The sequence below is a fragment of the Streptococcus sp. SR4 genome (genome assembly GCF_000517725.1).
Lineage (GTDB): Bacteria > Bacillota > Bacilli > Lactobacillales > Streptococcaceae > Streptococcus > Streptococcus salivarius_F.
The window spans coordinates 1-20424 of the sequence record NZ_AZYW01000073.1; the positions used below are offsets into that span (position 1 = coordinate 1).

Consider the following 20424-nt stretch of genomic DNA (forward strand, 5'->3'; position numbering starts at 1 on the left):
GTTATCATTTAATTTATCTAACAGAGCCTCTGCTACTTTTTCTGGAATGCCAAGGGAATGGATATCCTCAACAGTAGCTTTTTGGATAGCTGTCATAGACTTGAAGTGTTTGAGGAGTTTTTGTTTGCGCTTAGGTCCTAACCCCTCCACGCCATCAAGTTTAGAACTGAAACTATTCTTACTACGGACTTGACGATGGAAGGTGATGGCAAAGCGGTGAACTTCATCCTGAATGCGGTGAAGGAGGAAAAACTCCTCGGATTGACGTGGCAAATCAATGACTCGCAAAGGATCCCCAAAGAGCAATTCATTGGTTTGGTGCTTGTCATTTTTCTGAAGACCTGCAACTGGGATAGATAGATTCAGCTCATTACGAAGGACGTCCTTGGCGACATTGACCTGACCTTGACCACCATCCATGATAATGAGGTCTGGTGGCGTTAAACCATCTCGTTTGACACGACTATAGCGACGACGAATGACCTCACGCATACTGGCATAATCATCAGGGCCTTCAACAGTCTTAATCTTATATTTGCGGTACTCTTTTTTATTAGGTTTACCATTTTCAAAGACAACCATGGCAGAGACAGGGCTAGTTCCCATGATATTAGAGTTATCGAAAGACTCGATACGGACCGGTGTCGGAATCCCCATGAGTTTGCCTAGATTTTCAATAGCTCCTTGGGTCTTAGCCAAGTCTTTTTCGAGGAGATCAAATTTTTGGGTCAAACTGACTCGGGCATTTTTCGTCGCCAGATTAACCAACTGCTTTTTCTCGCCTCTTTGTGGTTTAAAAACCTTGACTTCATCTCCGACCAGAGCTTCGACAGACTCTTGATCAATGTCTCCAGGAATAAAAATTTCCCTAGGCTTGAGATGCCGACTATCCAGGTAAAATTGACCCATATAAGTTAGAAAATCTTCCTCAGCATCATTATAATATGGGAACATATTGACATCACGCTGAATGAGTTTCCCTTGGCGAACAAAGAAAACCTGAACACACATCCACCCCTTGTCCACGTAGTAACCGAAGATATCACGGTCCTGCATGTCCTGACGGATAACCCTTTGCTTGGTCCTAAGCGTTGATACCGCCTCAATCAAATCACGATACTCCGCAGCACGCTCAAACTCCATCTGGTCAGACATATCCTTCATCTTGGCCTTAAGCTGATTAACGATTTTATCATCATGACCGTTTAGAAAATTCTTGACATCCTCAACCAAACCTTGCCAATAGTCCTCAGTGGTGTGACAGATGGTATGGGCATTACATTGACCAATATGGTAATAGAAACAGACCTTGTTGGCGGGATTTTTACATTTCTTAAAGGGAAAAATACGGTCCAACAGCTTCTTGATTTCATTGGCCGCACCAGAGTCTGGGTAAGGACCAAAATAGAGACCACCATCCTTCTTAACCTGGCGGGTAATCAAGAGCCTTGGATAGAGTTCTTTAGTAATCTTGATAAATGGGTAAGACTTGTCATCCTTGAGGCGAATGTTGAATTTAGGCATATTCTCTTGGATAAGATTAATTTCCAAAAGCAGGGCCTCAATATTGGACTCGGTTACGATAAATTCAAAGTCTGCAATCTCAGATACCAAAAGCTCCGTCTTGGTATCATGACTTCCACGAAAATAGCTACGCACACGATTTTTTAGATTTTTAGCCTTACCGACATAGATAATATTGCCGAATTTGTCCTTGTGAAGATAGCACCCCGGATTGTTTGGGAGCAATTCCAGCTTATGTTTAATCAGATCATTCATGCTTTCATTGTAGCAAAAAAAGAGCTGAAAAGCTCTTAATAGTCATGGGTGAATACAATTTTGAAAAGTGGCCTATTTGCTCAAAATCGTCAAAATTTCTTGGTAGTTTTTGACTTGATAGGTTGGAATAGCTGGAGTCTCATTAACCAAACCTTTTGGATTAAACCAAATGCTGTCAATTCCTGCATTATTTCCACCTTGGATATCTGCAGTTAGACTATCACCAATCATGAGGGCTGAATCGGGATGAAAGTCATTCACCTGATCCGCAATTTTTTCAAAAAAGTCCGTAGACGGTTTGTGGGCACCCACTTCATCTGAAATGAAAATATCGTCGAAGAAAGGCAAGATGCTTGAGGCTTGCAGACGACCACGTTGGATGTAGCTAACACCATTAGTTGCTGCATAAATCTTGTGACCGCGATTTTTAACGTTCGATAAGAAGGCATGGGCCTGAGGCAACTCCTGCCCCTGTTGGCTCAAGAAATGCTGGTAACGGCCAGCTAAGTGACTGCCATCAATCTCCTGTCCAAAATGCTCAAAAAGACGAGAAAAGCGCGTGCGAAGCAATTCTGGCTTAGTGATTAAACCATGATTGAGGTCTTCCCACATGGAACGGTTCATGGGAATATAGTGATCCTTGTAAACTTTAAGATCTCGTGAAGCCACCCCAGCCTCTTCAAGAAGGTAGGTCAAAGCCAAATCTTCAGCACGGTCAAAATCTAGGAGGGTGTGGTCAAGGTCGAAAAGTAAATGAGTGTAGGTCATGGTATGTCCTTTCTAACTGGAAATCTTTAGGCTCTATTTTACCACATCTAGCTATATATAAATAAAGAAACACAAAAGGACGACCCGCAGGCCGCCCTCTCAGATTTATGAAAAATAAGTATTGCTTACTTAATAGACTGCTATTATATCCATTGAACCTTAAAGAAAACTTAAAGTCGGTTGTTTTTTACTATTCCTATAGATTTTTACTTAAACAGCGAATCTCTCTAATTCGTGGTATACTGAAAATACAAGATTAATCAAACGAGGCGTGTTATGAAAAATATAAAATTTCAATCCGTTTTTGACATCATCGGACCTGTCATGGTCGGGCCTTCCTCTAGTCATACTGCAGGAGCTGTTCGTATTGGCAAGATTGTTTCTGCCATCTTTGGTGAAACACCGACTGAGGTAGAATTTCAACTTTTTAATTCCTTTGCCAAGACCTATCGAGGTCACGGGACAGATGTGGCTCTAGTGGCCGGTATTTTAGGTATGGAAACTGATGATCCTGACATTCCACGCGCCCTGGATATCGCATACGAAAAAGGCATTAAGGTCTATTGGAAAATTAATAAGGATAGTAATGCACCGCACCCCAACACAACTCGTATTACCTTAAAAAATGATACAAAAACTATTTCTGCTACAGGTGTTTCTATCGGTGGAGGGAATATCCAAGTAACTGAACTCAATGGTTTTGCGGTCAATCTCAAGATGAATACACCGACTCTTATCATTGTCCACCAAGACGTTCCAGGAATGATCGCCCTTGTCACAGATATTTTGTCGCGTTATGGCATCAACATCGCCCAAATGACTGTTACTCGGGAAAATGCGGGTGAAAAGGCCATTATGATTATTGAAATTGACTCGCATCAGTGTGATGAGGCCGTCACTGAAATCGCTAGAATTCCTCATCTACATAATGTCAACTTTTTCAGCTAAGAGGGGGATTGCATGTTTTACACTATTGAAGAATTAGTTCAACAAGCTGACCGAGATTACCAAGGCAATATCGCCGAGCTCATGATTGCTACAGAAACAGAGCTAACTGGACGGGAACGTCCTGAAATTCTAGCTCTTATGGCTCGAAATCTTGAAGTGATGAAGGAATCTGTTCAGGCTGGTTTGTCTCCTGAGAAATCACCAACTGGCTTAACTGGGGGAGACGCTGCCAAACTGGATGCCTATATCAAAAATGGAAAGACCTTGGCTGATTCTGCTGTTTTGGGTGCTGCTAGAAATGCCATGGCCGTCAATGAATCTAACGCCAAGATGGGCTTGGTTTGTGCCACACCTACTGCTGGATCTGCTGGCTGTCTGCCTGCTGTTCTTACAACTGCTATCGAAAAACTGGGCTTAACCGAATCACAACAATTGGATTTTCTCTTCACTGCGGGTGCATTTGGCTTAGTCATCGCAAATAATGCCTCGATTTCTGGTGCCGAGGGTGGCTGCCAAGCCGAAGTCGGTTCCGCCTCTGCTATGGCTGCTGCCGCTATTACAATGGCTGCTGGTGGAACACCCTTCCAAGCCAGCCAGGCCATCTGCTTTGTGCTTAAGAATATGTTGGGACTCATTTGCGACCCTGTAGCCGGACTGGTTGAGGTCCCATGTGTCAAACGTAATGCCATGGGAGCAAGCTTTGCCCTAGTTGCTGCCGACATGGCCTTGGCAGGCATCACATCAGCCATTCCAGTCGATCAGGTCGTTGATGCTATGTATCAAGTAGGTTCAGCCATGCCAACTGCCTTTCGGGAAACTGCTGAGGGTGGCTTAGCAGCAACTCCGAAAGGAAAGGCACTCGCAAAAGAAATTTTTGGGTGAGAATCAGTCGACATCCGTGAATTACTAATTCAAAACTATAAAAGGCAAACATCTACTGAAAGATGTTTGCCTTTTTCAGATATGTCTAAACTTAAGATAGAATCTGTTGGATTTCTCGTCTGATACTATTTTTATCTAGACCATATTCCTTAAGAAGATAATCTTGTTGTCCTACTTGGCCAAAACGTTCTTTTATACCAAGTCGGTAAACTGGCGTATTGACTTTGGTCGCCATCATTTCACAGATTGCACTACCTAAACCACCTATAATATTATGATTTTCAACAGTTAGTACTGGTTTATCTGACAGCAAAGTTTCCGCTTCAGGATGAATAGGTTTAACACGAAAGAGATCAATGACACCAACCGAATAACCTTCTTTTTCCAAAGAATTCGCTACTTCTAAACAAGGTGCAACCATTATTCCAGAACAAACCAAAGTGAGGTCGTTTCCTCGTTTAAGCTCTATATACCCTTTAGAGAAATCTTCATCTCCATTATATAGGGGAACTGGTTTTTTCCGAATAGTTCTAATATATTTTAAGCCACTCAATTGTAAAGTCTGCTGCAATACTGACTCAAATTGCACATCATCACTCACTTCAAAAACGGTAGCATTAGGAACTAATCGAAGAAGACCAAGTTCCTCAAAAGGCATATGGGTTCCACCATTCATCTCAGCACTAACACCGGCATCTGATCCAATAACAGTTGCACTTAATTGAGCATAGCCAAGCGAGATAAACAACTGGTCAAATACTCTCCTTGAAGCAAATGGTCCAAACGTGTGGAAATAAGGTTTAAACCCTTGGATAGATAAACCAGCAGCAAGGCCGACCATCTCTGATTCCATGATTCCACCATTAATGTATCGCATGCCAAATGCTTTCCCTAAATTATTTGTTCCCATTGAACTCGATAGATCCGCTTCTAATGCAACAACTTCCGGATGACTTTTATTAACATCAAGTAGGAAATCTCTGTACACTAGACGCATTTCTTTTGCTTCTCTTTTCATACCATATCCTCCAGCTGCTTACGCAAGTCAAACACTGCTTTTTCTAACATTGCTCTTTGTTCATCTGAAGGGCGTAAATGATGATTAGCGGTCATAGTTTCAAGCTCAGGAACTCCTTGTCCTTTCACAGTATCTAGGACAATACATTTTGGTTGGTTAGATGTCGAAGATTGCAATTCAATAATCGTATCGTAAATTTCCTTAATATCCGAGCCATCTACACGAAGTGCCTCAAATCCAAAGGCTTTAAACTTCTCAACAAAGTCACCAGGATTGCAAACTTCCTCTGTCGTCCCATCAAGTTGCTTTTTATTATCATCTACAAATACGATCAGATTTCTCAATTTATGATGTGCTGCAAATTGAATTGCTTCCCAACATTGGCCCTCATTTAATTCACCATCACCAACTATTGTATAAGTAAAATGTGGAGAATCATTTATAATTTGTCCATAAGCTATTCCAGTAGCAACACTAATTCCTTGACCCAAAGAGCCTGTCGTCATATCAACTCCTGGAGTTAGATTTCTATCTGGATGTGACGGAAGCCGTGTACCATTAGTATTTAAAGAGTGAAGAAAGTCTTTATCAAAAAATCCTTTTAAATAAAGGGTGCTATATAGTGCAGGACCCGCATGGCCTTTAGATAAGACGAAGTAATCTCGATCCTTCTCCTTAAATAGCTCTGGAGTCATATTCATCACTTTGCCATATAAAACGGCAAGAATTTCAACGACAGATAGACTTCCGCCATAATGTCCAAATCCTAAATGATTCAAGGTTTCCAGTGTATTTAATCTAATTTCAGTAGCAAAAGATTTTAATTCATGTACCTCTTTTGGACTTAGGGCCATAGCTTACTCCTCCTTAGCAGGTGCTTTATGAACGAGAGAAATGCCAACCATAGCTGCAAGGACAACGATAAGACCAATAATGATACCAGCTTGTGAGCCAACTTGGTTAAGAACACCAAGAATAATTCCTGACAAACCAAAGTCTGCATCTGAGAAGGTAGAACCTTGGAATCCAAGAGAACCAAGAACCGGCATCAAGAATACTGGCAAGAAGCTAATCAGAACACCTTGTAAAAAGGCACCAATTGTTGCTCCACGAACACCACCTGAGGCATTACCAATAACCCCTGCAGTTGCTCCACAGAAGAAATGAGGAACAACACCTGGCAAAATGACAACAGATCCAGTAGCAATCATAAGGGCCATACTTACCAAACCACCAGCGAAACTAGAGATAAAACCAATTAAGACAGCATTTGGAGCGTATGGATAAACAATCGGACAGTCAAGAGCTGGTTTAGAATTTGGAACCAAGCGTTCAGAAATTCCTTTAAAGGCAGGTACGATTTCACCTAAAATTAAACGAACACCAGCTAGGATGACAAAGACCCCAGCAGCAAATTGTCCAGCCAATTGAAGGGCATAAACTAAACCACTAGTACCGCTACTCAATTCTTTTTCAATGTAACCTGAACCTGCAAAAATGGCAACGATTAGATAGATAATTGACATTGAAATTGTAATACTTACAGTACTATCACGTAAGAATGCTAAACTTTTTGGGAATTTTATATCTTCTGCTGATTTTGTTTTATCCCCAACAAGACCACCAACAAATCCACTTAACCAATATCCCAATGAACTAAAGTGACCTAAGGCAACTTTATCATTACCAGTTAATTGAACCATGTATTTCTGAACGAAAGCTGGCGATAGACTCATGATAATACCTAAAGCTAGACCACCCAATAAAATCAATGGTAAGTTAGTAAATCCAGCAACTGATAGGATTACAGCAATCATACATGCCATATACAATGTATGGTGACCTGTCAAAAAGATATATTTAAAACGAGTAAATCTAGCAATAAGGATATTGAAGACCATACCTGCAAACATAATCATAGCTGTAGCTGAACCATAAGTTGTCAAAGCAACCGCCACAATCGCTTCATTATTCGGTACAACACCAGATAGATGGAAGGCTTTTTCAAACATAGTTCCAAATGGATTCAAAGAACTTTGAATAATTCCAGCACCACCTGATACAACTAGAAAACCTACAAACGTTTTAATACCACCCTTAATAATATCTGGTACTGCTTTCTTTTGAAGCACCAAACCTAGAATAGCGATTAAAGCCACCAATATAGCTGGTGTACTTACAATATCTAATAAGAACTTAATCATTGATAGAACCTCCTAAATAAGACCCTTTTCTTCACAAATTTTAGTTACTAATTCTTTCAGCTCATCCATATCGATAATGCTATTTAGTACCCTTACATCACCTAGGTGTCCTGCTGAATCTTCCAAGTCACGTCCAACAATCCAAATATCCGCAGCACTTGGATCCGCACCACCTAAATCGTAGTGTTCAACCTCAACACCAGTCACTCCTAGTTCGCTAAGAATAGATTCAATATTCATTTGAACCATAAAGCTAGAACCTAATCCTGAACCACACGCTGTACCAATTCTCAACATAATTTAATCCTCCTGTTGAATAATTTCTTTGATATCATTAAACTCTTGAGCTGTTAACAATCTTTCAACCTTTGCATTATCACGTAAAATCATCGTAAGATGTTTTAATGCTTTTAGGTGAGTTTGATTATCGACAGCAGCAATACAAATTAATAAACGAATTTCTTGTGCTGGATCATCCAGCAGATAAATTGGATGGTCTAAAACCAACATAGACATCCCCACTTCATTAACACCATCTTCAGGTCTAGCGTGAGGAATCGCAATACCCTTTCCTAAATTAATGAAAGGTCCAAATTCCTCGACTTTTCCAATCATTGCTTCTGGGTAGTTTGCAGTAATTTGGCCACTTTCTAGCATTGGTTGAGATGCTTTTCGAATAGCATCCTTCCATCCCATTTTTTCTGAACTTCTTTGAAACATTTTTTCTGTAATTAAATCTTGTAACAAAGGTAACACTTCCTTTCTCTGCATTTCTTCGTATATAAAATTTTTCAGAGCAATGCGTAATTCTGACTCTTGTGATACTGAAGCAAATCGTTTAATCAACTCAAGCAATCTCTCTAGCTCAATATCTTTGGGATCCATTTCTGGGAAATCTTTTGAGACTAATTGCACTAATTGTGAAGATTGCTCAACAGACATCATTACTGATACTAAATACTGAGGTTTTTGAGTCTCAACCTTGACTGTTGAAAATACTAAATCGAATTCATCATCCTTAAACTCGTGCAAACGATCTACTCGAGTGACTCCGATAAAGCTAACCTGAGGAAATAAAATGCGTAGATTTTCCTTTATCATTAGTGAAGAACTCGTACCATTCGGACAAACAATAACCGCTCTGTAGTTTTTTCTAGTCGACGTCTCATTCTTCTTAAGATAACCTCCAAAATGAACGACAAAGTATGCTATTTCACTGTCTGGAATAGGTAAGCCTACAACCTTTGACAATGGCTCCAAGGATTCCTTAACAAATTCAAATAAATCTGGATGCTGTTCTTTTATTCTATCTGTATAATCATTTGAACTAGGAAGACCAAATTTTAAGCGATAGTAAACTGGAATCAAATGCTTAATCAAATTTTCTTTGAGCGTGCCTTGCTGAGAAAATTGTAAAAGTGAGATACTTTCCATTTTTTCTACAATTTGATCAGTTAAAGTTTTGAAATAAGAAAAATCAACAGATGTATTTCCTTCAAAACCACTAGATAAGAGCCCAGCAATATATTGGCGATCTGATTGAGTAAAATTACTATCAAATCCCCCTAAATCATAAGCATTATCCAATAAAATATCTGCCAAATTACGTATCTGAGAAGGAACCTCTATCTCCTCTGAAACTACTCTGGAAACTTTCCTTTGATAACGACATAGAATAAGTGTTATTCCATACAAACATTCTTGTAGCTTATTGGAAATTGGCGTAAGGTGTAGAATTTTTGAATAATCCTGAACAAGTTTATTTAAAATCTCAAAAGTAATGCCATGAGGCCAAGCAGAAATAACATATTCAAGTCCCCAAAGTCCGACAGGAGAATTTAGTAACTCATTAACGACTTTAAAAGCCATCAAATGTTTCTGTTTTTCATCACCAAGTATAATGTATCCTTGAGATCTAGAATATTCTATATCCAAGTGATGAGTTTGCAGATTCTTTCTCAAAGAACGAATATCAGACAAAGTGGTATTCTTACTAACCTTTAAAAAATCTTGATAGTGCCAATTCGAAACAAAATCAGTACGACAAAAAGTGTAAAGGTAAATTAAATGTAAACGAATCCTTTTTGGAAGCTGCAATTCTTCAGAACCAATTAATGTCGTTATATTTTTTCTGTCTAGTATACCTGTAACATAATACCTCCCTTTATCTTGTTCAATTTTAATTTCACGATTAGAGAGATAGATAGTTAATTGATTGATACAATCTCTAACATCCTTTATAGAGAATCGAGTTTTTACAGATAACTCATATAATGAAAGACTTTGATTAGCCAGTAAGGTTATCAAGACTACTATAATTTTATGATCAATCATTTTTTAACCTTTCTACTTAAATTATATGATACCGCTTTCAGATTATAAAGCTAATTAGGGCACAATTTAGAGTACTGTAAAAACTCCGTAGATTGTGCCCAAGATAATATTCTAATAGATTGTAAAATAAAGCAACTTACAGAATCGAATTTTTTGAAAAGAAACTAAATTTCTTTCAGAAATATTTCTTAACAAAAAAACTTAGAAGCACTCATACTTCTAAGTTTTTTTCTTCTTACATAGCCTTTTCAACGTTTTGATTTTAGCTGAATAACCAATTTGTCAAAAAGTGCCATGTTTCTTTGGCAATATTCGCAAGGAAGGTTGAGAGACTAAATGCGTTGAATTTTTTGAGGAGGTTCTCAACTAGTGGTGTGACAGTCTTTGGTGTTTCCACTGGAGTGTTACTTTCTTCTTGCTTACCAGTATTATCCTGAGATGGATCTGGCACAGTGTTTGTACTGTCGTGACCATTATTTTGCCCAGTTGGTTCAGGCTCTGGAGCAACCTCAGGCTGATGCTCAGGTTCAACTGGTTTATTTTCCGGATTTGGCTCTGGACTTGGTTCTGGCTGAGGATCAGGTTTGATTGGTTCGTCAGTAGTGTCACTGCTTGTGTTTGTCATTTTTTCAGTTACGAAGAAGTTTTGGAATTCTACTGAGCCATCCCAAAGACCAAGACCGACATGGGCATGATTGAAGTAATTATCCACAGCATCAAATTGATGATGGAGTACTTCCTTGCCATCGACATAGACTGTCATAGTGTCCTTGCCCTTTTCAACCTTGACGTGGTGGTACTGACCGTCATTGATAGCTTTATCCAAGTGAGCTTCAGCGATGGTTTCACCACCAAAACGGAAGAGACGAACAGTGTCGTTGTCAGCAAATTGGACAGAGTAGGCACGACCTGGTTCTTCACGTTCCGCAGCTACAAAGAGGTTGACCAAACCATGTTGGTATTTGACATCGATATCATAGTCAAATTGCTTGAAGCCATTACTTTCATAGGCCATGAAGAAGTCATTGGCACTAACATTGCTATCGTAAAGGGTATCGTCATCAATATACCAGTCACCAGTGACAGCTTTCAAACCTTTAAGGTTGGTCGCAAAATTGTTGAGCGTAATGTCAATATTAAAGGTCTTGGTCAATGAAGGGTTTTCAACAGAGGTTGCTGTGACAGTGAGATGACCCTTGTGAAGAGCTTTGAGAGAAAGTTTATTGTCATGTTCGGTATATGACACCAAACTTGGATCACTTACTGTCCATGTCACATCTTGCTCTTCAGAAGCTGGTGCGAGATAAACCTGCAAGTCCTTACTTTGACCAACTTCAAGGGCCAAATGACCTGCAACTGTGGTGTTCATAGCAACAGCCTTAGTAACTTCCTTCTTGTCAGTCCAAGTACTCTTAATTGGGTAGATAGCAATATTTGCTTTGGCTGGACCACCTTCAACCAAGACGCTCGCTCCAACGGCTCTTGGGCTTGGGAAAATCTGATTAGCACCAGCTACCGTATTCCCCTTAGCAAAGACTTCCACACTCGCACGGTCCACATAAAGATGCAAATCAATTGAACCATCTTCATTGCGAGTCACTTGTTGACTATTAACCTTAGCAAAAGCATCTGAAAGGATAGTACCAGATTGGCTACGGTCAATAGACAAAGTTTCCTTAGTTAAATCGTAAATGACCTTAGTAGCTTGACCATCACCGACGCGAAGGTTAAATCCAACTGCTGTCGTGTCCTTGCCTGGTACAAAGTGAGAAACCACTTCATACGTGTCACCTTTGAAATCTTTAAGCAATTCATTATCAGAAGCTACTATGACATTTTCAAAATACTGAGCGTTGTCTGTGTCACGAAGGCTTTCATAGGCCTTAACAGGGGTTTGGGTTAAAAGGTAACGATCGCCTGATTTAACCAAACCAAGGTCAAGGTTAAGGTTAAAGGTACCATTAAATTTTTGACCTACAGTATCTGCAACCAGATTGCAATAATCTTCCCAAGTGTTCATCCAGTTAATTTCAGTCAATTGTGGGATGTTTGGATGGTCAGCTGTTCCAAAATCATGAACATAATAAGTCATAGCAGCATAGGAATCCTTACCAAAATTCATGGTTTCGTCATGGTCTTGGTAAACATCATCAGCTACAAAGGCCCACTTGCCATCCACTTGTTTAAAATCACCAACCTTGTAAGAACGACCGCCACGTGAGAGGACCCACTTGAGTGCGCCATCATTGGCTACAATCGGATAAAGGTCAGGACATTCCGTATGCAAATCCTTGTAGGTTGTTTCCACTTGCCAGTTCTTCAAGTCTGGTGAAGAATAAATGCGAAGTGGACCACCTGCAAGGACCATAAACCATTGGTTATCCCAGCGGAAGACCTTAGGGTCACGGAAATCTTGGTTTTGAAGGGGGTCCTGAGACCAGTCGGCAACTACCTTGTCATATTTTTGCCAAGTTCTACCCTCGTCCTCACTATAGGCAATTTCAATCCGTTGCCCATTACCATTTGAAGTGATAATAGCTACCAGGCCACCTTCCGGAGATTTGAAGAGGCCTGAACTATTGGTACTATCAACCACGACAGAGCCTGAGAACATGTGACCTGTCGCATCTGGATAGAAGGCTATCGGCTCTTCATCCCAATGAAGCAAGTCTCGGCTGGTCGCATGGGCCCAGTGCATTGGACCCCATTTGGTATCATCGTAAAATTGATAGAAGAGATGGTAACGTCCCTTGTAGAAGACCAAACCATTAGGGTCATTAGCCCAGCCATCCTTGACAGAATAATGATACTGATCACGATAAAGCTCGTTGTAATACACATCATCGTTCTGTCTGCGGTGGATATTAACACGATAAGTCAAGGTCACAGGACGGCCTAGTGAATCAGTCATACTACTTTCAATAATAAAGTAATTGGCACCTACAGCCACTGGCAATTGTGAAATATCTGTGTAGACATTTCCCTTGGCATCCTCTACCTTGATAACAGCATTTGGATTATGCTTAGTGATGTCAAAGCCTACTGTCTCAGCATTGTGTCCCACATATTGGATATGGAGTGGTTCTTCAGAGAAGAATTGGGCTTGTTTTTCAACAGAACCTGTCTTTGAGGTCACCACAAGATTGTCAATCAAAGGAAGACTGGCATCATCAAGATTAACATAGCGGGTGTTTTTAAAAATGACATTGGCATTCCAATTAAGAAGTCCAAAGTAACCTTCTGGAAGGACTTGAGGTTGGCCCTTGTCACTCTTTTGAAGAACAGCGTCACCTGTACTTGCGACAAGCACATCATTGACATAGTAAGATAGCCACTGATTAGCCGCAACTACTCTGAGATTGTAGGTTTCATCGGCAGTTGGTGCCACATCTTTTTCATCTACAAGTTGAATATCATGATTATTGACCCAACGCCAAAACTTAACCTTATGGTTACCAGAGTCTACGTTGACCCCGTACATATTTTTATCGCTACTATCATTGTTACCACGGAAAATGAGGGCAGCGGCACCACCAGCTTCCTTGAAGGTCACATCTGTTGAATAGATAAAATTCTTGCCCTCGGATTGAGAATAAAGGAAAGAGTCTCCCTTGTCTTTGGCTTCTGAATGAATACCGTCAGCCTGCATTTCCCAGTGACCATTTTGGTCTGCGGTCATCCCTTCAAGATTGGTAACTGCTTCATTATTAGGCAAATCCGTTTTTTCCGCTGTCACATGAACAGGACTGGTGCTATTCGTTACAACTGGAGATTGTTCTTGATTGGTCTGATTCAAATCGGCTTCTTGCATTTGGTTAGTTACTTTCTCAGCCTCACTAGCCTGTGTTTGTACTTCTTTTGACTGGTCAGGGCTAGGCTGAGTGGGATTCTCTTGAGCTGTTTTTGCAGATTCGGAAACAATAGACTGGCTCGGCTCTACCACTTGGGGGACTTCCTTGGTCGTGCTAGGAGCAAGCTCCGCTTGAGGGGCAACTTGATGGTCAGTTTGAGCTACCACTTCTTGAGGTACTGGGCTCACAGTTGCCTGTTCCACTTGGTCCGCATAGACAGGACTAGCCAGGGCCAAACCTACAAAACTTACCAAGGCACAACCATAGACCCAAGTTTTCCCACTTTTACGCATAAACCAATTTTTACAAACAGTATCATTCATGACTCTTCTCCTTCTTTAGAGTAACATTAAATGTTATCTCACTTTTCATTAAAATTCAAAGTCAATACATTCGCCTTTATTAATAAGCCTGTCAAAGTTTCCGGAAATATCTCTAGGATTTAAATTAAAATGGTAAACGCTTGCTTTTAATATCATTATATCACTATAATCTGAAAATACCATCTTTTTCATATAAATGAAAAACTTCCGAATTTGCCATTCGAAAGTCTCATACTTATGCTTAATCTGAGCCTGTTAGCAAGCTATTTCCAATAATACCAATGGTTACAATAGCAATCCCAATGAATCCCAAAAGGCTAGGTAAAAGCAGCCAGTAAAATCAAAAGGCTAGCACTCCACATCCAGGACCCACCCGAAAGATTCATATTTCGATTAAAAATGATAAATTGCAAGAATAAGTGCAACATTTAGTCAAACTCATCCTCTAGAGCTTCACAAGCAGTTCTGTAAGCTAAACATTTTCGCGGTCAGTGATTGATATCATATAAGGCTTTGTTCAAAGCCTCCTCAGAGATAGCGGCTAAATCTGTTTTCTTTGGGAAATATTCTCTTAGTAAGCCATTTGAGTTTTCATTGCTTCCTCTCTACCAGGAAGAATAGGCGTCCGCAAAGAAAAAGGGAATTCCTAAGTTCTCCACCAGAGGATAGCAGGCAAACTCTTTTCCCCTGTCTGAAGTGAAGGTTTTAAGAGTCTCTTTTGGAAATAGCCTACAAAGTTGTTCGATAGCTGAAAACATGGCTTTGGCTGTTCTATCTGGTATCTTGAAAGCTAAGTAAAAACGAGTTTTTCGCTCTAGAAAGTTCGCTAAACAGCCCTTACTTTTGCCTCTGGAAGACACCACAGTATCGAGCTCCCAGTGGCCAAAAGTCTCGCGATTCCTGACCTCTTTAAGACGTTTGGCAATCGACGTGCCAATCCTAAATGTCCCACGTGTTTCTTTGGGCTGTCGACTTTTTCCCTTTCGGCGCAGGACGCTTAAATCCGGATCAATCAAACCAGCATAGAGCCAATTATAGATGGTTTTAAAAGCTACCATTGGCTTTTGTTCAAGCTGATAGCGACCACAAATCTGTTCAGGTGACCAAGAGGCTTTTAACCCCTTCTCAATTTTCTTTTTCAACTTTGGTGTCAAACAAGACTTCCGACCCTTTTGCTTAGCCCTGTGGTCGTACTGTTCCTGTGCTAAGACGACGGAATAACCATTTTGGCATCGTCTTAACTCTCTTGAAATGGTAGACTTATGGACACCAAGTTTACTTGCAATTTGGCAAGATTTCAAACCTAAATCCAAGTAAGTTTCTATCTTTATTCGGTCCGTTATGGTAAGATGGGAGTAGCTCATAGTTTTTCCTCGGGTTCTGTTTGTGTGGTTACTTACAGTTTACACCAATGAAACGCTATGAGTTTTTTTGTTGCACTATATTTTACAATTTATCAAAAAGAAAAACTGCAATTTCTACTTTACAGTTTTCTTCTTTCCTATAATTTTTAGCTTTTCACTATTTTGAAAAGATTAACACTTATTTGTACTTTTCTATCTCCGTTTCTAATAGACTGAGCATGCTAGCATTGTGCTCTTTGACACTGTTATTATCCCATTTTCGATCATATTTCTTGAGCAGGTCACTCATCGCCTTCAACTTGGGACTTTGCTCTATTATATTTGGAAAATGCTCAACCTTCTCAATTGGAAACCGATTCGAAAACTTTGAATTGGCTGAAACAGTGATGAGAGCAAGATTCCCCAACAGATCTCTATTTTCAACAGTCACTGAATTATCAGCGTTAATAGGGTGCTGAGGGAAGAAATGTTCGATAGAATTTCTGAACTGGAATTGGAAATTGCTAAATTCAGATGCTCTATCCCTCGCCAACAGATAATCCAAATAAGTAAAGACAATCCGATCGATACCAAATCCACTTCGATTTCGATAATCTGAAGATTCAATTTTTTTGCAGCAATACTTTTCTAAGGTAGGGATAAGGAGTTTGCCATCTTGCTCTTTATTCACATTCGTCAAGACTCTAGCAATCCAGTGCATGGTCTTAGGGGAAGTATAGGTCACGCGCAGGCAAGATTCTAGGAGTCGTAATTGTTGATTATCCGTTCCTTCTTCTTGATCCATTGAGTCTAAAGTAGATTTATAGGATGGTTTTCTCCCCTTTTTATCCTCATACATGACGAGCTTTTGTAAAGACCATTTCCCTTCGACCTTGTATTCACCGATATATTCTCTTTTAATAATATAACGATCAAATAGATACCGATACTTCAAAAGAGCATAGATAAACTCCAAGGCCTTTTCTTTACTAGCCCATCTGTCCTTTAATAAGTCAAGGAATCGCTTATCATCTAATCCACTATCACGATCCGTCTCAGTCATCTCCATGGCTTCATTGACCTGCAAAAGAAAATTTGGAAAGTTAATGATAGACTCAAACCGTTCATTTTCTTCTTCCCTATCATCAATTTGATTAGACACAGTAGAATCCGGCGCTTGCAAGATAGTTTTTAAGGTAAATTGAGTCTCATCACTGTTATTTTCTGCATTAAAAATGTCACGAAGATCTGAGAAGTCAGCCACCCTCAGCATATCCCAATTTGCACTAAATAGTTTTTCACGTATTTTTACTGGGAGAACCATCTGAAGATAGTTGTCCATTTGTGCACAAGCATCCCAAATCGTAGCTGCAATTAGTTTATCTTTTTTGTCCTCTTCACTGAATCCATTTTCAGACTTGATAGCACCCAAAATCTTTGCTTTCACAATTTCATGGAGCTCCAATTGCTCTCCACGAGTATTCATGATCTCAAAATAGTGATTCAAATCGATATTTTGAGGAACCTGGGTTCGGATGATTGTTACAGTAGAAAACTTATCTCTAAACCGTTTTTTATAATCATCATTAGCGTTTTTGCTCTGGAAATATTTCTTAATTATTTCATATCCTTCTACTAACTCTTCTGAATAAAGAGAAGGCTCTTTACTATCCATTACAGTTTCGATCTCACCTAGAGTGATGTTCGATTTTTCTCTAGCTTCAAATTTCAAAGGATTTCTTTCTACAGAAGGATGATCCAGATAACGAAGAAGCAAAAACAAAGTAGTTAAGCGTTGCTGGCCATCGATTACTTCATAAACTCGAGGTTGGACTTGATTGACCACTAAACTGCCAAGGTAATATTTACTTGAATTAGTTTCGTCAAGATCATCAATATCCATTAGCAATTGCTCAATTTCATCTTTTCTCCATGCGTAATTTCGTTGATAGATTGGGATGACATAGTTGACATTTTCAAAAACATTGTCCACATTCAATTCATCTGGTTGAATATACTTTTCACTTCTCATTAGACTAGTCCTCCTCTCCAAATACTTTATCATAGAGTTTTTGATAGCGTTTTTTATTCACGTTGGAATTCTGGAAAGCTTCCTTTGAGATAATATCTAAAACAATGGTATCCAACCCTATCGGATCCTGCATTTCAGAAATCAAAGCAAAGAGATTCAATCCCTTATTGATACGATCTGATTGTCCTTGTGCGTACTTATTTACCGATTCTCTATAGACTGCTTTCATGATCAATCTTAGAGAATAAGCCCATCTATGTAGAAAAGACAATCTTGCAGGTGTCAATTCCTTCATACTGAATTTATCGACAAAGAAGATCAAAATATTTATGAAGAGATTATAAACATAGAGATCACCAGTTCCGTTTTTTATGACCTCTTCTTCATTAAATCTACTATCGACCAAGTTCACAATCTCTCTATAGAGGTTGGCATAATGCAAAGTGTATGAAAAGAATCTTTTTCCAGCAATCAAGGGTTGGGTTAACTGGAATTGATTCAAAGGAATTCCAGTTGTTAGCTCATACACTTTGTCAGCATTAAAACGTTCCACATAAAGATGAGAGGCTTTAGCATAAGTCGCAAAATGATGGGGATTCGAAGGTTTAATTCCCTTAAAAGTTTGAATATCTTTAGTAGAATAATGAAGGCCATTTTTGTTCTTATACCATCTCACTAAGGGGAAGAGATTGTCTGCAAAGAGATCCTCCAGTTCGCTTTGATTTTTATTTTCCCAAGCTTGTATGATCTCAATCTTATCACTTTCAGATTCATCATTCATTTCTCTCAAATGATAAGATTTCAACAAATCATGTGGAGAGAGAGCCTTCCCCCGAGAATTCTGGGAGTCAAAGAATTGAAAAGCTTCCTGCTCATCATTCGTGATAATCTTTACCAAAGAACAGTTATCAAGAAGATAATCAGCATACTTTTTAACTTCTTGTCCGTCAAACTCTCTTAGCTTGCGCTTGATGATTTGGAAATTATGCACGATCGCTTCTCTAGATAGTTCATTATATTCCTCATTCAGCAAGGATGAAAGATTAGCATATGATGCCTCTTGAAGTATCTCATACACCACAAATAAAAGAATAGAAAGAGTTGTTAAGCGCTGCTGGCCGTCGACAATATTAAGTTTAGAAGATGCGTCATTTATGTTTTCTCTGTGGAGTACAACAGACCCCATTCGATATTCTGGAATTCTATTCTTAAACGCCTCATAAGTATCTGTGATCAGTCTAAGTGCTGATTGTGTTCCCCAACGATACGGTCTCTGATAATTAGGAATCGCTAACCTTTCTACCATCATTTCTCTAACACTGACAATGCGCAAATTTTCATTCAAGTTTGACATTGAACAACTCCTCTATCTACTTCAATTTCTTTAAATACGGTTTTATATCACTCATTATAACATTTTAAGAAGTCAACTCAAGATTGATGACGAATTTTTATTTATGACAAAGAAAAACAGCCAACCATTGGGTTAACTGCTAAAAAAAGTTATCAAGTTAATTATTAAAAGAATCAGTATCCAAATTCACTTTAAATCGTACTTCCAGTCTTCTCCATCTTGGTAGTAGAAAAATTCAGACAGGTCTTCTTCAAGAAAGATACGAAGCATATCCTCCATATCTAGAGAGAGGTCTAGATTTGGCAATTCTTTCAGGTCCTCCCACCAGACTTCCCCCTCTTCAGAGGATATTAATTCTCCGTCAAACTTTTCTGTCTTATAAAAGAGAACCACATAACAAATGCCGTCTTCTACCCAATCTTTCATTCCACAAATCCGGGGAGAAGCAATCCTTAAGCCAGTTTCTTCCTTCACTTCACGGATTACTGCTTCCGTAAATGATTCTCCCGCTTCGACATGACCACCAGGAAAGGTTATGCCTGGCCAGTCCTTTTTTTTACGATCAATAACAAGAACTCTATCGCCGTCTCTTACCATACAAAGATTTGTAAACTCAACAGTCTCATTCATACAAATACTTCCTAACTATGTTTGTCTTTTTCTTTAAGGATAGGATAAACAATCTCTACCCTATTCTTCTTTTAGTTGTACTTGTGTACGGGCTAGTAGGTCTCCCAGATGTCTCTTATCTTTCCTAAAAATCGTCATTGCCAGTAGCAAAACTGCAAGGAGAGTCGCCGAAATAGAGAGGCTAATGGATAACACATCAAACTCACTATAGACACCATGTATCGTGCCCATATGACCGAGTTGCCAAGGCAAAAATTTAATGGTGTTTCTAATCAAGCTAGCTTGCACTGTTTTTTTCTGGTAGACCAATTGAAGTCCCGCTTTTACCTTCCCAAAACTCCCATTATTTGTATAATCTAAGAATGTAAAAAGTAGAGTGATTGGCAAAACAGAGGTAAAAAATGCAAGACACTGCGACTGAATTTCTGTAAACTCTGGGACGCCATTAAAAAGAATAATGTATATAAGCATAGAACCTAAAAACAGAAGAACTAAATAAGCTAAAATGAAAAGATAATCGAATAGAAATTCAATCATTCTTTTTTTAAACGGAATAGGGTTTATTGCTATAATTTTCATCATCGTCTCCCCCTTTCTCATCTCCTATTATAACATTTTTAATATTCTAAATAATATTTGAGAAGAAAATCTGCTGGCTATTGAGCTCGCAAATTGAGATTGTTTCATAACTGTAAACACCTGTAGATTCTATTATACACTACTTCTATTATGGCTTTTGGACTTTATTTCAATTTTACGTTATATTATTATTTAAAATCTAAATCATAAGGAATTATGTATGTCAGAAGATATTAAAATCAAGATTGGAAAAAGAATTCGTGAAGAACGTGAACGTCAAGGGTTAACACGTGAGCAAGTTTGTGATACCGAAGAAGAATTAACCGTCAAACAACTGATGAGAATCGAGCTCGGTCGCTCATTACCAACCATTGTCAAA

14 protein-coding genes and 2 pseudogenes are annotated in these 20424 nt (G+C 39.1%); 3 read left to right on the forward strand and 13 right to left on the reverse strand.

Going from position 1 to position 20424, the window contains the following annotated elements; genetic code table 11:
* Positions 1-1779 (reverse strand): excinuclease ABC subunit UvrC (gene uvrC / locus HMPREF1519_RS09855; protein ID WP_037612067.1); only part of this gene is annotated, 1779 nt, incomplete at its 3' end.
* Between the two features lie 72 nt (positions 1780-1851).
* Positions 1852-2547, reverse strand: a complete 696-nt coding sequence (locus tag HMPREF1519_RS09860) for a YjjG family noncanonical pyrimidine nucleotidase (protein ID WP_037612069.1) — start codon at positions 2545-2547, stop codon at positions 1852-1854.
* A gap of 276 nt (positions 2548-2823) precedes the next feature.
* Between HMPREF1519_RS09860 and sdaAB the strand changes: the two genes are divergently transcribed.
* Both sdaAB and sdaAA read left to right on the forward strand, forming a co-directional pair.
* On the forward strand, positions 2824-3495 hold the full coding sequence (gene sdaAB / locus HMPREF1519_RS09865) for an L-serine ammonia-lyase, iron-sulfur-dependent subunit beta (RefSeq protein ID WP_037612070.1): 672 nt from the start codon (positions 2824-2826) through the stop codon (positions 3493-3495).
* 12 nt (positions 3496-3507) lie between these two features.
* Complete coding sequence (gene sdaAA / locus HMPREF1519_RS09870; RefSeq protein WP_014634647.1) at positions 3508-4377, forward strand: L-serine ammonia-lyase, iron-sulfur-dependent, subunit alpha; 870 nt, start codon at positions 3508-3510, stop codon at positions 4375-4377.
* 91 nt (positions 4378-4468) lie between these two features.
* Here sdaAA and HMPREF1519_RS09875 read toward each other — a convergent pair whose 3' ends face one another.
* From HMPREF1519_RS09875 to HMPREF1519_RS09925, 11 genes and pseudogenes are all read right to left on the reverse strand, one after another.
* Positions 4469-5395, reverse strand: a complete 927-nt coding sequence (locus HMPREF1519_RS09875) for a transketolase family protein (protein ID WP_037612072.1) — start codon at positions 5393-5395, stop codon at positions 4469-4471.
* Positions 5392-6249: a transketolase gene (locus HMPREF1519_RS09880; RefSeq protein ID WP_037612074.1), complete on the reverse strand. Its 858-nt coding sequence runs from the start codon at positions 6247-6249 to the stop codon at positions 5392-5394. Before HMPREF1519_RS09880 ends, HMPREF1519_RS09875 begins: the two co-directional genes overlap by 4 nt.
* A gap of 3 nt (positions 6250-6252) precedes the next feature.
* On the reverse strand, positions 6253-7599 hold the full coding sequence (locus HMPREF1519_RS09885) for a PTS ascorbate transporter subunit IIC (RefSeq protein ID WP_037612075.1): 1347 nt from the start codon (positions 7597-7599) through the stop codon (positions 6253-6255).
* 12 nt (positions 7600-7611) lie between these two features.
* Positions 7612-7896: a PTS sugar transporter subunit IIB gene (locus HMPREF1519_RS09890; protein ID WP_037612076.1), complete on the reverse strand. Its 285-nt coding sequence runs from the start codon at positions 7894-7896 to the stop codon at positions 7612-7614.
* Between the two features lie 3 nt (positions 7897-7899).
* Positions 7900-9933, reverse strand: coding sequence for a BglG family transcription antiterminator (locus HMPREF1519_RS09895; protein ID WP_037612078.1), 2034 nt, complete (start codon positions 9931-9933; stop codon positions 7900-7902).
* Positions 9934-10195: 262 nt separating this feature from the next.
* Positions 10196-14107, reverse strand: coding sequence for a GH32 C-terminal domain-containing protein (locus tag HMPREF1519_RS09900; protein WP_037612079.1), 3912 nt, complete (start codon positions 14105-14107; stop codon positions 10196-10198).
* A gap of 488 nt (positions 14108-14595) precedes the next feature.
* Positions 14596-15471, reverse strand: a pseudogene (locus tag HMPREF1519_RS09905) (IS30 family transposase).
* Between the two features lie 178 nt (positions 15472-15649).
* The gene (locus tag HMPREF1519_RS09910) at positions 15650-17482 is read right to left on the reverse strand and encodes a GmrSD restriction endonuclease domain-containing protein (protein ID WP_014634651.1); all 1833 of its coding nucleotides are present in this window, start codon (positions 17480-17482) and stop codon (positions 15650-15652) included.
* A 4-nt stretch (positions 17483-17486) separates the two neighbouring features.
* Positions 17487-18836 carry a DUF262 domain-containing protein gene (locus HMPREF1519_RS09915; protein WP_014634652.1) on the reverse strand — a complete coding sequence of 450 codons (1350 nt, stop codon included), beginning with the start codon at positions 18834-18836 and terminating at the stop codon, positions 17487-17489.
* 186 nt (positions 18837-19022) lie between these two features.
* Positions 19023-19466: an 8-oxo-dGTP diphosphatase gene (locus HMPREF1519_RS09920; RefSeq protein WP_037612085.1), complete on the reverse strand. Its 444-nt coding sequence runs from the start codon at positions 19464-19466 to the stop codon at positions 19023-19025.
* Between the two features lie 60 nt (positions 19467-19526).
* Positions 19527-20048 (reverse strand): RDD family protein, encoded by a 522-nt coding sequence (locus HMPREF1519_RS09925; RefSeq protein ID WP_197016868.1) that lies wholly within the window; start codon positions 20046-20048, stop codon positions 19527-19529.
* A 217-nt stretch (positions 20049-20265) separates the two neighbouring features.
* Between HMPREF1519_RS09925 and HMPREF1519_RS10530 the strand changes: the two are divergent.
* Positions 20266-20424 (forward strand): annotated as a pseudogene (locus tag HMPREF1519_RS10530) (helix-turn-helix domain-containing protein); the annotation flags it as partial.

What these genes read in the sequence shown, in the direction of transcription:
- HMPREF1519_RS09880 (WP_037612074.1), bottom strand. Translation starts at nt 6,249, where the DNA reads ATGGCCCTAAGTCCAAAAGAGGTACATGAATTAAAATCTTTTGCTACT.
- HMPREF1519_RS09895 (WP_037612078.1), bottom strand. Translation starts at nt 9,933, where the DNA reads ATGATTGATCATAAAATTATAGTAGTCTTGATAACCTTACTGGCTAAT.
- HMPREF1519_RS09915 (WP_014634652.1), bottom strand. Translation starts at nt 18,836, where the DNA reads ATGTCAAACTTGAATGAAAATTTGCGCATTGTCAGTGTTAGAGAAATG.
- HMPREF1519_RS09925 (WP_197016868.1), bottom strand. Translation starts at nt 20,048, where the DNA reads ATGATGAAAATTATAGCAATAAACCCTATTCCGTTTAAAAAAAGAATG.
- HMPREF1519_RS09900 (WP_037612079.1), bottom strand. Translation starts at nt 14,107, where the DNA reads ATGAATGATACTGTTTGTAAAAATTGGTTTATGCGTAAAAGTGGGAAA.
- HMPREF1519_RS09860 (WP_037612069.1), bottom strand. Translation starts at nt 2,547, where the DNA reads ATGACCTACACTCATTTACTTTTCGACCTTGACCACACCCTCCTAGAT.
- HMPREF1519_RS09890 (WP_037612076.1), bottom strand. Translation starts at nt 7,896, where the DNA reads ATGTTGAGAATTGGTACAGCGTGTGGTTCAGGATTAGGTTCTAGCTTT.
- sdaAA (WP_014634647.1), top strand. Translation starts at nt 3,508, where the DNA reads ATGTTTTACACTATTGAAGAATTAGTTCAACAAGCTGACCGAGATTAC.
- HMPREF1519_RS09875 (WP_037612072.1), bottom strand. Translation starts at nt 5,395, where the DNA reads ATGAAAAGAGAAGCAAAAGAAATGCGTCTAGTGTACAGAGATTTCCTA.
- sdaAB (WP_037612070.1), top strand. Translation starts at nt 2,824, where the DNA reads ATGAAAAATATAAAATTTCAATCCGTTTTTGACATCATCGGACCTGTC.
- HMPREF1519_RS09885 (WP_037612075.1), bottom strand. Translation starts at nt 7,599, where the DNA reads ATGATTAAGTTCTTATTAGATATTGTAAGTACACCAGCTATATTGGTG.
- HMPREF1519_RS09920 (WP_037612085.1), bottom strand. Translation starts at nt 19,466, where the DNA reads ATGAATGAGACTGTTGAGTTTACAAATCTTTGTATGGTAAGAGACGGC.
- HMPREF1519_RS09910 (WP_014634651.1), bottom strand. Translation starts at nt 17,482, where the DNA reads ATGAGAAGTGAAAAGTATATTCAACCAGATGAATTGAATGTGGACAAT.